At 61.1% G+C, this 12,504-nt stretch carries 9 protein-coding genes and 2 pseudogenes; 8 read left to right on the top strand and 3 right to left on the bottom strand.

Going from position 1 to position 12,504, the window contains the following annotated elements:
* Nucleotides 1–195 precede the first annotated feature (195 nt).
* Complete coding sequence (locus B0G77_RS26655; RefSeq protein ID WP_133665008.1) at nt 196–672, top strand: universal stress protein; 477 nt, start codon at nt 196–198, stop codon at nt 670–672.
* Nucleotides 673–794: 122 nt separating this feature from the next.
* On the opposite strand, the gene B0G77_RS26650 is transcribed toward B0G77_RS26655, so the two are convergent.
* Nucleotides 795–2,441, bottom strand: a complete 1,647-nt coding sequence (locus B0G77_RS26650; protein WP_133665007.1) for a bifunctional aminoglycoside phosphotransferase/ATP-binding protein — start codon at nt 2,439–2,441, stop codon at nt 795–797.
* A gap of 362 nt (nt 2,442–2,803) precedes the next feature.
* Between B0G77_RS26650 and B0G77_RS26645 the strand changes: the two genes are divergently transcribed.
* Nucleotides 2,804–3,496: a CBS domain-containing protein gene (locus B0G77_RS26645; protein ID WP_133665006.1), complete on the top strand. Its 693-nt coding sequence runs from the start codon at nt 2,804–2,806 to the stop codon at nt 3,494–3,496.
* Nucleotides 3,497–3,511: 15 nt separating this feature from the next.
* Nucleotides 3,512–3,622: pseudogene (locus tag B0G77_RS44555) on the top strand (OsmY domain-containing protein); the annotation flags it as partial.
* Nucleotides 3,623–4,013: 391 nt separating this feature from the next.
* Here B0G77_RS44555 and B0G77_RS26635 read toward each other — a convergent pair.
* The gene (locus B0G77_RS26635) at nt 4,014–4,631 is read right to left on the bottom strand and encodes a hypothetical protein (protein WP_133665005.1); all 618 of its coding nucleotides are present in this window, start codon (nt 4,629–4,631) and stop codon (nt 4,014–4,016) included.
* Nucleotides 4,632–5,223: 592 nt separating this feature from the next.
* Here B0G77_RS26635 and B0G77_RS26630 point away from each other — a divergent pair.
* On the top strand, nt 5,224–5,508 hold the full coding sequence (locus B0G77_RS26630; protein WP_133665004.1) for a DUF4148 domain-containing protein: 285 nt from the start codon (nt 5,224–5,226) through the stop codon (nt 5,506–5,508).
* Nucleotides 5,509–6,077: 569 nt separating this feature from the next.
* On the opposite strand, the pseudogene B0G77_RS26625 reads toward B0G77_RS26630, so the two are convergent.
* A pseudogene (locus tag B0G77_RS26625) lies at nt 6,078–6,407 on the bottom strand (DDE-type integrase/transposase/recombinase); the annotation flags it as partial.
* Nucleotides 6,408–6,669: 262 nt separating this feature from the next.
* Here B0G77_RS26625 and B0G77_RS26620 point away from each other — a divergent pair.
* The 4 genes from B0G77_RS26620 (at nt 6,670) to B0G77_RS26605 (ending at nt 12,471) form a co-directional block, all read left to right on the top strand.
* Entirely contained in the window at nt 6,670–7,842 is a 1,173-nt protein-coding gene (locus B0G77_RS26620; RefSeq protein ID WP_166656277.1) for an ABC transporter substrate-binding protein, read from the top strand.
* A gap of 274 nt (nt 7,843–8,116) precedes the next feature.
* Nucleotides 8,117–8,992, top strand: coding sequence for an SDR family NAD(P)-dependent oxidoreductase (locus tag B0G77_RS26615; RefSeq protein WP_133665001.1), 876 nt, complete (start codon nt 8,117–8,119; stop codon nt 8,990–8,992).
* A 66-nt stretch (nt 8,993–9,058) separates the two neighbouring features.
* Nucleotides 9,059–9,934, top strand: a complete 876-nt coding sequence (locus tag B0G77_RS26610; RefSeq protein WP_133665000.1) for a branched-chain amino acid ABC transporter permease — start codon at nt 9,059–9,061, stop codon at nt 9,932–9,934.
* Nucleotides 9,931–12,471, top strand: coding sequence for an ATP-binding cassette domain-containing protein (locus tag B0G77_RS26605; protein WP_133664999.1), 2,541 nt, complete (start codon nt 9,931–9,933; stop codon nt 12,469–12,471). Before B0G77_RS26610 ends, B0G77_RS26605 begins: the two co-directional genes overlap by 4 nt.
* The last annotated feature ends 33 nt before the right edge of the window (nt 12,472–12,504 follow it).

Below are 12,504 nucleotides of genomic sequence, written 5' to 3'. Positions count from 1 at the left end.
AATTTTGCCTCCTTTAGACGCATGCTGCCAGTATGGAAATACATCTGGCGTGCGCCCGTGACGTCCAATGGGCAAGCAAAGCAGCGGTTGATCCTTGTCAAACATGACATCCATGGTGTCGGCAAACTGAGTACTCAGGCAGGGCTGAGACGGCCTCGCCATCAAAGGATAAGGGCGCAAGTCCAGGAGGCGGCCATGTACAAGCGAATCTTCGCCGCGATCGACGGCAGTGCGTCGGCGCAGCTCGCGCTCGAGGAAGCGGTGAGGCTGGCGCAGGCAGCAGACGCCACGGTGACGGCTGTGTGTGTCGTGCAGCACACAACGCGACTGAGCGATCTCGGTCCCGTTTTTGTCGACGAGCAGCAGATCCACGCCGTCGCCACCGATGCGGTGACGGAGACGCTAAAAGACGCAGACGAATGCTTTCAGCAAGCTCAGGTACGCGGCGTCGCCCGTGCCATCGATGCGCGGGGCGAAGAGATCGCCAGCGTTCTCAGTCGCGCGGCTGATGAGTGCGAGGCCGATCTCGTCGTCATGGGCACCCACGGACGCCGCGGCTGGCGGCGGATGCTAATGGGCAGTGTTGCCGAGTCTCTCGTCCGGCTGACCCATCTGCCCGTATTGCTCGTCCGGCACGATCCCGACATCAAGCCGATCCCATCAGGTCTGTGAGACTGCGAGCGGGAGCTGGATGTGGCGTTTCGCGTCGCGTCGTGCGCGCGGGCTGCCATTCTGGCGGACTCCAGGCGGGGGCGTACGCCGCTCCACGTGTGACCGGCGTACGATGCCAGTTTTCAGACGACGGCCGCTTCCTTCGAGGCAACCCGATCCGCGCTCAATGGTCCCAGCAACGACTTCCAGTACCGAAGGTGATGGAATGAGTCGGGCGGCACATCCGTATCGAAGCTGACTGTCATCAGGCATTCTTCGGGGGACAGGGGCTCCTCGTTGGCCAGTTGCCGGACCAGCACCAGCGTACCCGCGTCCGATGGCTGGAATGGGCCAGCTGCTCGTCCCCTCACACGTTCGACCAGTGTTCGCGGGCTCGCGTAAAAGTCCAGAATGAAGACGGGCATCGACAACGTATTCGCAAGCTCGATAAAACGCCTGCGGTCGTGCTCCTTGAGGAACGTGGCATCGACCAGCATCGGATAGCCCGCGAGTAATGCGTCACGTGTGATGGCGAGCAGCGCGGTGTAGTGAGTGTGGATCGCGTGCGAAGTGTACGCGGCGGCGGGCAGCGCGCGAAGCACCGGTGGCGAAAGCGGGCGTTCGCGTTTGCGCTCTACGTCGCTGGACAGGCGGACCGCGCCGATCAGCGGTGCGAGCGCTGCGCTGGCTGCGGATTTTCCCGACCCTGAATAACCGTGGCAGAGCAGCAGCCAGGGAGAATCGGCCCGCACGGTGCGCCGGGCAAATGCCACATAGGCACGTGCCGCTGCAACACTATCGGTAGACCGCGCGACGGGCGCCTTCAACATCGCGACAAGCGCGCGCACCAGCGCGCGGTAGACCATATAGAAGCGCATCACCGACAGCGCCCCGAAGTCCCCCGTGAACTGAAGCCAGTCGTTCAGCAGGTGAGCCGCAAGATCATCGCGACCGTGAACCTTAAGGTCCATCAGCGGAAACGCGAGGTCACTGGCCACGTCGATCCAGCGCAACGTGTCGCTGAATTCAATGCAGTCGAACATCACGACATCGCTGCCCTTGCGCATGATGTTGTCGAGATGCAGGTCGCCGTGACACTCGCGTACGAAACCCATGCGGCGTCGCGCGTCGAAGTGCGGGGCGAGTCGCGCTGCCTCCTGCTGGCACCACAGGCGCACCTCGGCGGGCACCAGAGCGGGCGCTTCACGTTCAAGTGCGTCTAGCACGCCTGTCATCTGTTCGCGCACGCGTGCGGATGATGCGAACGCTGTACGCGCCGGTGCGCAGGAAGCGCGGACGTGAAATGCGGCCAGCTCGCACGCGAGACGGGCAACGTGCGGGACATCCAGTTCGCCGCGTTCCAGCAGGTGCGAAAACACGTCCGCTTCGGCGAAACGTCTCATCCGCACCGCATGCCCGGCAACTTTTCCGGGACCACCCACCTTGAAGGTTCTGCCGCTCGAGACGATCGGCTGCACATCGAGATACAGCCCGCGCGCAAGACGCCGGTTGAGCCGGACCTCTTCGTTGCAGTACCGCTGCCGCGCGGCCGGCGAGGTGAGATCAACGAAGCCCGGATTGACCGGCTTTCTGACCTTATAGGCGTAACGTCCAGCGAGATAGATCACGGAAATATGGGTTTCGATCCTGTGTATCTGACCTGCCGGATGACGATACGAGGCTGCGCGCTGCATTGCGTCGTCGATGCTGCGCCAGCCGCGTCGCGCTGCATGTTCGCGCTGCGCAATGTGCAGAGGCCGGCGGCGTGACAGTGGTTGATTGGTGCGCATGGACGGCTCCACGATTTTTCAGGGTGCAGGTCCAGCATGGGCGTTGCAGGTGCCGCACGATTTGATCAGAGTCAGTTTCAACGCATCGCGCGCACAGCGCGTAACAGTTGATGCACGTCAAGGGTCGCGCCGCGCTCCGATCTAAAGTGGTTTCGTAGAGATGGACGCGTCGTCGAAACGACCTGCCCCGCTGCGGGATCATCGTCGACGAATGGAGCCTGGCCGCGTCCGCGTGATGTGGCACCAGACAGGTTTGATGTAGTGCAGATCCATGGTGATCGTGGATCATTCAAGGAGCCGATGTCATGAGCAACGTAACACGTGCCAACTAGATTCGCTAACCCGAGTGAGGAGGAATAGTCATGTATGCATCAGACGTTATGAGCACGCCCGCCATATCCGTCGAGCCTGAAATGACGGTACGTGAAGTTGCGAAGGTGTTTGTGGAGCAGAAGATCAGCGGTGCTCCAGTTGTCGACGCGGCGGGACATATCGTCGGCATGATCAGCGAAGGCGATCTGATTCATCGCACCGAGCTTGATACCGACAAACCTCAGCGCCGTGGGTGGCTCGATCTGTTCTCGTTGGGCCGCGATGCGAACGAGTACGTGAAGTCGCACGGGAGGAAGGTAGCCGACCTGATGACCACGGATGTCATTTCGGTTGACGAAGCGACACCGCTAGCCAAGGTTGCCGATCTTATGGAAACGAGGCGCATCAAGCGCGTTCCAGTGACACGAGAAGGGAACCTCGTGGGTATCGTGACGCGTGCCAATCTCGTCCAGGCACTGGCCTCTATGGCGGAAGAGCCCGCGCTGGATGCCGCACCGACTGACCGCGAGATACGGGCGATGCTGATGGGCGAACTGGCTGGTCGCAGCTGGGCCTTCGCGGGGCGCAACATCGTCGTCAGGGACGGGGTCGTTCACCTGTGGGGCATGTTTCAGTCGGCAGACGCAGTGAATGCTGTACGTGTCGCAGCGGAGGCCACGCCTGGAGTGAAGCGCGTCGAAGATCATACCGAGACTTACCCGGTAGTTGTATCGGGTCTTTAGACGCACTGTTGCAGGACGGGAAAAGTCAGTTCCTCAATTGAGCGCTCCATCGTATGCGGTGCTGCCCGATCGACGCCGGGCGTGAAGGCGGTGGTCGACCGCCTGACTGTCGAGCGGGCCGCGTAATTGCTGCATCCGGGGCACCCAGACCAACTCACGCAGCCAGCGTGACTTCGCCGAAAGGCTCGTTCGTGGAATGTCGGCAGTCGTAGATGTCGTGAATTGGCTCCATGTTCACGCGGCGGCTTATTGGACAGCATTGAAAGAAACAGCGCTGCGACGCTCTGGCGATGTTCGTCGCGCGAATTCCGCGAGGTAGCCGTCGGCACCGGCGATGGAATCGTGAGATTGACCGGCACAGTCGGTTAGTTGATGGAAAAGGCACCGGGCAATAACGACATGATGTGCGTCGCCGTGGCTGTCGACGAATTCCCTTCGTCGCGGGGAATAGCCATGTCTTTCGCGGCGGCGATCGCGCAGGATGTCCGGCGCGGTCCCGTTCGGGAGCGGACCTCGCTCAATGCGAACGGCCGTGGCCGCCGCCTGTCGCCCAGTAGTGGCCGCCACCACCGCTCCAGCCAGCGTGGGTGCCGCCCCAGTAACCGTGACCGCCGCCCCAGTAGCCGTGACCGCCACCCCAGTTACCGTGGCCACCCCAATAGCCATAATGACCCCAGTGGCCGTAGTAGCCGTAATGGCCATAGTGGTCGTAGTGGCTGTGACCGCAGCACCCGCCAAAGAATGCGAAGCCGACCGACACCGACGGCCACCAGAAACCTGGCCAGCCATAAGCGTAGTACGGGTACGGATAGGCATACGGGTAGGGATAGGCGATCGGATAGTATGCCGGCGCGCCGCCGTAGGCCGACGCCATGTCATAGGTTGGGGGCGACCCGTCGGGCGACGTGCCGTCAGGCATCGCGAATTGCGTTTGCCCCGGAACTTGCGAAGAGTCGCCGGGCGCGATGGGGACATCTTGCTGCGTGGCCGCCGTCGGTACGGCAGGATAGGCGGGGTAGTACCCGTAGCCCGGGTAGTAGCCGTACGGTACGTAGTAGCAACCGGACAGTGCCCCGGACAACACCAGCACTGCAACGGCGCTGCCGGCGCGCAACGTTGCATCGAGCGGTTTCATGACGTGCTCCTCGTTATCGCACCGCAACAAACGCGGCGCGCTTTATGTATTGAGCTTACGTCAGGTTTACGTGATGCACGTCACAAAGTGGTAACGGCGCGTTTCACGGACGGTCTGATGCAGGCCGCGGGGGGCGAGGGATACTCGAGACACCGCGAGTGACGCAGTTCGTGACAGTCAAGCGCGCGTTTTGGCAAGGCGATGAAGTCGTCATGCAAGGCTGCCGAACGTGCCGCGGAAGATCGAGCGCCAAGGAGCGCAATAATCACCTGATCATTCGGCATGCTGGCTTCGGCCGCGATGCAACGTCCTGCCTCATGGGTATAGCCGGACCTCGCTGTGCCCGACGTCGTACACGATCGCGCTGCGTGAATAGAGGTGGGGCGTTCCGGTGGATGCTAAAAGCGGTGTCGCGGCGAGAAGCAGCACGCCGGCGAGTTTCTTCATGTCGATCACACCCGCGATGGCAATCGGGCGACCAGGCGATTACGGGTCCAACGTGCAGAATCGCCCCTGACAACTAAACTGTAGTTGTTCACCGCCGGAATGAGTGGTGAAAGAGGACGGATTCTGTCCGTGGAGGTCAGCTATCATGAAACGTTTGCTCTATGCAGTCTTTACCGTCTCGGTTCTGGCGGCTCCGGCCGTATCGTCCGCTCAGCAATCCGGTTCGACCGTCACGCGGGAACAGGTGAAAGCAGAACTGATACAACTCGAAAAGGCCGGCTACAATCCTGCCCGCCGTGACCCCAACTATCCGGACGACATCCGCGCCGCGCAGGCGCGCGTTGCTGCGCAGAGTGGCGCGGCGCCGGGTCAAACCAGTTACGGTCCCGCGAACGGTGGTACGTCGCAGTCGGGCGTCCCCGGTAAGTAACGGCGCGGATAATCGGATCGCGTCAACCGCTCACACCATCAACCAATACATCGGTGGAGTCCCTATCGAACCAGTCACTTAGCATCACCCTGGTGGCTGGGGGCCCGGGAGCGTTAAAAGCTGTCATCTAGCGCCAACAGTCAGCCGCCCCGGTGGGAACGAGGCGTCCTTGCCCCCACCTTTCCCGGTGAGACCGGGCCGCCAGGCAAGGACCGATTCGCACTGCGCGAAGTGGCTACAGACGCGGGCCCGGTAACGGGTGGCCTGCTGACTGGTCCGTTGTACTGCCCGGACGCTACCAACCCGGAAGAAACCTCCTTCAGGAGACCGATGACGATGCGCAGCGCGGGAGTCATCGAGCCCTGATGCGCGCTTGCCAGGGTGACGAAACGGGTGATGTTCGGCCGGACAATTCGTGCGGGCTGCAACGGCCGGCACGCACATCCGTCAAGGCTCTTGAGCCTGGCCAGGCCAGCAAGGGTGGACAGGCGTATGCAGCGAGCCAGACAGAGTTGTCACGTTGTTGATGTGCGGCCAAACGAAAATGCAGCGCGCGAGGGACGACGAACTCACGCGGCGAGACGTCCGGGCATCGAGACGCGCGTCACCCTTTCCCAAGCCTCGAAGGCCGGGGTGTGCATCTCTCTCTTCTGTTGCGCGTTCGTGTTGTAGCGGCAGCGCAAGAACAGGTTGCCCACCTGATCACGCACCGAAGCGAATCGTTGCAGTCGACGCACTGACTTGAAGCGGCGCATCACATCCTCGCGTACCCGTTTTGGCTGGTGCGAGTTCTCTGTCCTGTTGTTCAATCCTTTGTGCTGGTGGTGTTCGACGTTCAGCCCCAGATCTTTGTTCGCCACGGCGTAGCTCTTGAGCTTGTCGGTGATCAGTACATGCGGAGCGCGCCGTTTGAGGAAGTTGACATTTTTCTCGGGCGGCGTATATGATGTCTTCACGCGGTCGACCGACCAGTCGGTCCGCGCACTAAATAAAGTCGAGCGCAGTGGAAAAAAATGAACCACTCGCCCTCCATGAGAATTCGAACAGTAGGATGGCGACTATTGAATCGGAGGAGAAGAGACAATGCTATTTAGGAATGCTTGGCAGAAGAGATTTGCGGGATTTCCTGAGTCGTCTGGACGAAAAGCGAGAGTGCCTTTCTTGCGTGCGCTCCTCATTCTTGCGCCGCTTCTGCTGGGTGCCGGATCAGGTCTCGCGCAGCAACAAGGCCCGGGCGTCACTGACAAAGAGATCAAGATCGGCGCATGGATGCCGCTGACTGGGCCGGTGGCGGCCTACGGTGTTCCGCAACGCGCCGGTTTTGAAGCTTACCTCTCGATGATCAACGACCGGGGTGGCATAAAGGGCCGAAAGTTCAACCTCATTGTGGAAGACAACGGCTTTAATGCGCAGCGCACCGTGGCTGCGGCGCGTAAATTGACCTCGCGTGATGGGGTTCTGGCAATTGTATGCCCGAACGGAACCGCCAATACCGCTGCCACCTTCTCCTATCTGCTCGATGAGGCCAAGGTGCCGATCATCAATCCATACGGTGGCGCCGAAGACTGGTACAACCCGGCTCGGGCCAATCTGTTTGGCGCGCAGGTGCTGTACGAAGCCCAGGCGCAGGCAATCGGTCGATGGGCCGCCAAGGATGGCCATCGGAAAATGATCGTGGTGTATTCGTCGGTGGCCGCATTTGAAAACGTTGCGAACAAGATCGGCCCAAGCGTAAAAGCCATAAGGCCTGACGCTACCGTCGATCTCTATCCGACCAAGCTCAACACCCAGGACTACGGGCCGATCGCCCTGGAAATCGCGCAGAAGAAGCCCGACGCGCTGTTGCTCATCCTCACGCAGCCAGAGATCGTCGCCCTGGCTAAAGAACTTCAGCAGCAGGGTTTTCATCCAGCGCTCTATAGCTACGCGCCGACTGTTTCGAATGCACTCATCGAACTCGCCGGACCGGCTGTCGAGGGCATGAAGTCGGTGTCCTGGACGGTCCCCCCCACACTGGATACGCCTGCGGTGCGCGAATACCGAGAGGCCCTCGCGAAGTATGCGCCCACCGAGAAGCCGGACTACCTTTCATTGTTCGGATTCGGGATGGCCAAGATCTTCGTTGAAGCGGTACGCCGAATCGAAGGTCCGATAACCCGCGAGTCGCTGGTCAAAGCGATGTACTCGATTCGCAACTACGACAGCGGGATCTTTCCGCCGGTTTCTTACGGTCCGAACCAGCATCTGGGCGTCACCGCATTACAGCGCGTCCAGATCTCCGCCAGCAAGTGGCAAGCTGTCGGCGAGCCAATAGACAGCGCAAAAGCCTGGTGACAGGCCCCATGTCGCCCCGGCAGCACGTGACGCATCCGCGGGCCTGAACATCGCGTGGTAACCACGGGCGGTCGAGGAATTCGAGCGTTGCGTGTTTCTTGAATACACCGACCTGAAGACCTGCCGCTGATTGGTTGCCAACTCGTACGATTTCACCGGGAGCATGCTGACGATCGTCGCAGGCCGACTGGCGATCGATAGCTCCGCTTCAATGCGGCTCTGAATTGCGCTTGGGCACGTGCAAGGCCTGGCATTACTAAAAAGGAGACGATGGATGGAACAATTTTCTGGCCGCGTCGCGGTCGTTACAGGTGCGGCGAGTGGGATCGGCCGCGCACTGGCCGAGCGCTTTGCCGTTGAAGGCATGAAGATCGTGCTGGCTGATGTCGAAGCCAACCCCCTCAAACAGGCCGAGTCCGAAATGAGGGCGGCAGGTCACGAGGTGTTTGCGGTACGCACAGATGTCTCAAAAGCACGCAGCGTCGCGACGCTCGCTCGAAAGACGCTTGAGCGCTACGGCGCCGTTCATATCCTTTGCAATAACGCGGGAGTCGTTCCTCCGCAGCGCTACGCGCCTGTTTGGGAGTTTACGCTCGAAGATTGGAAGTGGGCGCTCGACGTCAATCTCTGGGGCGTCGTGCATGGCATTCAAAGCTTTCTTCCCCTCATGCTTGAGCGTGGCGAGGAAGGCCACATCGTTAACACCGCGTCGGTCTCGGGGCTGATCAGCGGCTCCGAAGCTGGAGTTTATGGTGTCACCAAGCATGGCGTGGTGCGCCTGACCGAGGCGATCTATGCCAGCTTGCGCGAGCGCGGCGAAAAAATCGGCGTGTCCGTGCTTTGTCCGGGCGTGGTCTCGACGGGAATCTACAACTCCGAACGCAATCGCCCCGGATCCAGGCGCAGCGAAGGCGACAAGGCACCGACCGCCTACCATGAAATAGCCAAAAACCTCTATCGCACCGCTATGACGCCGCAGCAGGTTGCCGAGCAAGTGGTGGGAGCAATCCGTGACCGCCAGCTCTATGTCATCACCACGCGGGCCTTCGACGGCGCCATACGTGAGCGCATGGAATCGATTCTCGAGCGACGCAATCCTGAATTCCCGGATTTGCTGGCGCTATCGAAGCTCGACAGCTGCGTGACCTGAATGGTGTGCAGGTAAGCGTCAGGCGTATCGCGGGCCTTCGTTGCAATCCACGCAAAGGATATCGTCATGGGTGATCTTCCCGCTGTTGTTGTCTCAGGAATAGCGAGCGGCTCGGCTTACGCCTTGCTCGCCCTCGGACTTGTCATTATTTTCCGGTCAACCGACACCGTGAATTTCGGCATCGGCGATATTGGTACCTTGTCGGTCTTTATCTCAGCCTCGACGATCGCAGCCGGCGTGCCCGTCGCGGTAGGGCTGATCATATCTATCGTCGTGGCCGGCCTCATTGGCGTGGCGACCGAGCGGGTGTTGATCCGGCCACTTGGCCTTGGACGCAACAGGCTATTCATCTCGCTGGTGGTCACGATTGGATTGGGTTTGCTGATCAATGCATTGATTTACTGGGGGTGGGGAACGCGTTCTCTGCCCTTCAAAGGACTTGCCGCCGGAACAGTCGATCTCGGCGGCATGGCACTCTCCTGGAACAGGGTGCTCGCTACGGTGCTCGCGGCAACAGCCATGTTTGCCGTGGCCTGGTTCTTCCGGACGACGCGATTCGGGATGGCGATGCGTGCCACGGCAGAGGATCAGTTCGCCGCGCGCATGGTTGGTATCGATGCAGGCCGGGTTTCGGCACTCGCATGGTTTCTCGGTTGCGGCCTGGCTGCTGTCGCCTCGTTCTTCCTCGCAGCTGATAACTCGCTCAATCCCAACCTCACGCTCGGACCGTTGTTTCGGGCATTCGCCGGCGTGTTTCTCGGTGGCTTGACCAGCATGCCGGGCGCCGTCATCGGTGGCTTCGCGGTCGGCGTGCTCGACAACCTGGCTGGCCGCTACGTATCGGCCAACTATCGCGACACCATCGTCTTCGCCATCATCGTCCTGGTACTCTTCCTGCGCCCGGCAGGGGTGCTCGGCGCTGGCCGAAAGGAGCGCGTATGAGCACCAATCTGTTGAGGTGTGGCTCAATCGCGCTCGCGGGCATCGCGCTCGCACTTGCCGCTGGTCCCCTGGGTCTGATCGGCGACTACGCGCAGTTCATCATCGCTTCGATCGCGATTTACACAATCGTTGTGCTGTCGATGACGATGCTGGCCGGGTCGTGCGGAATCTGGTCATTGGGGCATCCAGTATTCATGGCTTTAGGGGCTTATGTTGCCGCGAATCTGAGCACGAAAGGAGTGCCGGTCGAGATCATCATGGTGACAGCGGTGGTCCTTTCGTCCTGCGTCGGATTCATACTCGGGCTGAGCGCGGGACGTTTCTCGGTGCTCTATTTCGGTTTGCTTACGTTGGCACTCTCGTTGACGGGCACCGAGATTGTCGGTCATTGGAGGGAAGTCACCGGCGGCGACGAGGGCATGCACGTAGGGCAGGCGGTATCCCTATTCTTGCCGCAACCGCTAGACACGAATGGCACCGTGGCATTTGGCGTGTTGCTTGCGACAGCCGTCTTCCTGTTTAGCGAGCTAATCAGTAGCGGTCGTTACGGGCGGCGCTGGCTCGCAGTGAAAGGACAGCGCATCGCCTCAACGGCGGTCGGGTTGCGACCGCATATCGAGAATGCCCGGGCTTTCGGCACGAGTGCCGGCATCGCCTCGCTGGCAGGCGTGGCAATGGCGTTCGTGATCGGTTACCTCGACCCGGAAGCGTTCAACCTCAGTGCCGGCGTGATGCTGATTGTCGCAACGGTCGTGGGCGGAATCGGCAGCTTTGTCGGAGCTCTGTTCGGTGCCTCCTTCATCACTTTGGTGCCTGAACTCGCACGCGCCTTGCCGGGCGTGTCTAGTTTCGTCTACGGCGCCGCCATGGTCCTGGTTCTGCTGCTTTTGGGTGACGGGATCGTACCGGCCACGCGCCGCCTGATTCGGTCGCGAGTGGCACGCCCAACGACTCATTCCGGTGGGGTGGCGCGTCAGGCAGTCAACGCCGAGGCCATGCGCAAGCTCGTTTCGGAATTGCTTCCTCCGGCCCGGGATACGCTCTCCCTGAAGAATGTTTCAGTGTCCTTCCAGGGCCTCAAGGCGCTTCAGGATGTATCGTTCGACGTCCCGCCAGGAACCGCAGTAGGCTTGATCGGTCCGAACGGCGCTGGCAAGACGACCTTGCTCAATGTGCTCAGCGGTTTCGTGCGGCCACTCAGTTCGGCGAGTGTCTCCCTGGGTGAGGCTGACCTGCTTGCGCTGCCTCCCTACGGTCGCGCTGCGCTCGGGTTTGGGCGAACCTTCCAGCATGCAGAACTCTTCGACGAGCTTCCGATCCGCGATATGCTCGTCACCGTCGCCGAACTTGCGGTGTCATTGCGGCGGACGCACCACATGCAGTTGCGCGATCCGGAGGCGGTGGCTGACCGGATCCTCGATGGGCTGGGACTACGTTCATTTGCAAACGCGTATCCGTCGGAACTACCGTTCGGGATTCAGAAGGTAGTCGATATCGGGCGCGTGCTGGCGATCGGGGCCTTCGTGATCACGCTGGACGAACCCTTCTCCGGTTTGGACAAGCATGAGTACGACGAACTGCGCGCCATTTTGCAAGGAATGCGCCTTGCCGGAGTGTCCTTTCTCATCATCGACCATGCCGTGCAAGAAGTCTTGAGCCTGGTCGATAAGGTTGTGGTGCTCAATTTCGGTTGCCAATTGGCGATGGGCGCGCCAGATGCAATCCGGCGTGACCCGGCAGTGATGGAAGCGTATTTCGGTTCCACGGTACCGATCGAGGGCACCATCCGTGGGGAGAGCGCGACATTTGGCGGCAGCGCCATTAGCGTGATCGATGTCGAACACCGTTACGACGGCGTGCTTGCCCTATCGGGTGTGTCGCTCGACGTTCGGCGGGGTAGCTTTACGGCGGTGCTCGGGCCAAACGGCGCGGGCAAATCCACCCTCGCGCAGATCATGGGCGGCATGCTGGCGGCAACCCGCGGGCGCGTGATCGTTGCCGACGCCGCGGGCACGCGACGCCGAACTGGACGCAGCTACGTCGATGTCGGCGCAGTACTCGTCCCGGAGCGTCGGCGCCTGTTCGGTCAACTGTCCGTGTCTGAAAATCTGCTGCTCGGCGCTTATGGCGCCGGTGTTGACCGTGCCGAGATAAATCTGCGCTTCAAGGCAACGATGGACCTCATGCCGCGCTCAGTGCAGGAAGGGCGACATCGAGCGGCCGCCACGCTGTCGGGCGGTGAGCAGCAGATGCTGGCAGTCGGCCGTGCGCTAATGGCGGCCCCCCGCGTGATCATCCTCGACGAACCCTCGCTTGGATTGGCGCCCATTCTCATCGACGCGGTCTACGAACTGCTCTCGACTCTGAACAAAACCGGCGTGACCGTCGTCGTAGTCGAGCAGATTGCCACGCACGCAATGCGCTACGCGGATCACGTCGCCGTGCTCGATCACGGCGCGATCGTGCAATCGGGCTCAATGACCGATCACACCACGACTGAGGCGCTGCGCGTTGGCTATCTTGGTTATGCGGCGTGATTGGCTCCCTGACCTCCCACGAGGGTGGAGTCC

Origin of the sequence: Paraburkholderia sp. BL10I2N1, from assembly GCF_004361815.1 — a bacterium.
In the GTDB taxonomy this organism is placed as follows: Bacteria; Pseudomonadota; Gammaproteobacteria; order Burkholderiales; family Burkholderiaceae; genus Paraburkholderia.
The sequence above is the reverse complement of the archived record's forward strand: the minus strand, read 5'-3'. Positions and strand labels throughout refer to the sequence as shown.

Excerpts from the sequence above, each read along its gene's own strand:
- B0G77_RS26630 (WP_133665004.1), top strand. The coding sequence starts at position 5,224 with ATGAAACGTTTGCTCTATGCAGTCTTTACCGTCTCGGTTCTGGCGGCT.
- B0G77_RS26645 (WP_133665006.1), top strand. The coding sequence starts at position 2,804 with ATGTATGCATCAGACGTTATGAGCACGCCCGCCATATCCGTCGAGCCT.
- B0G77_RS26655 (WP_133665008.1), top strand. The coding sequence starts at position 196 with ATGTACAAGCGAATCTTCGCCGCGATCGACGGCAGTGCGTCGGCGCAG.
- B0G77_RS26605 (WP_133664999.1), top strand. The coding sequence starts at position 9,931 with ATGAGCACCAATCTGTTGAGGTGTGGCTCAATCGCGCTCGCGGGCATC.
- B0G77_RS26615 (WP_133665001.1), top strand. The coding sequence starts at position 8,117 with ATGGAACAATTTTCTGGCCGCGTCGCGGTCGTTACAGGTGCGGCGAGT.
- B0G77_RS26635 (WP_133665005.1), bottom strand. The coding sequence starts at position 4,631 with ATGAAACCGCTCGATGCAACGTTGCGCGCCGGCAGCGCCGTTGCAGTG.
- B0G77_RS26650 (WP_133665007.1), bottom strand. The coding sequence starts at position 2,441 with ATGCGCACCAATCAACCACTGTCACGCCGCCGGCCTCTGCACATTGCG.
- B0G77_RS26610 (WP_133665000.1), top strand. The coding sequence starts at position 9,059 with ATGGGTGATCTTCCCGCTGTTGTTGTCTCAGGAATAGCGAGCGGCTCG.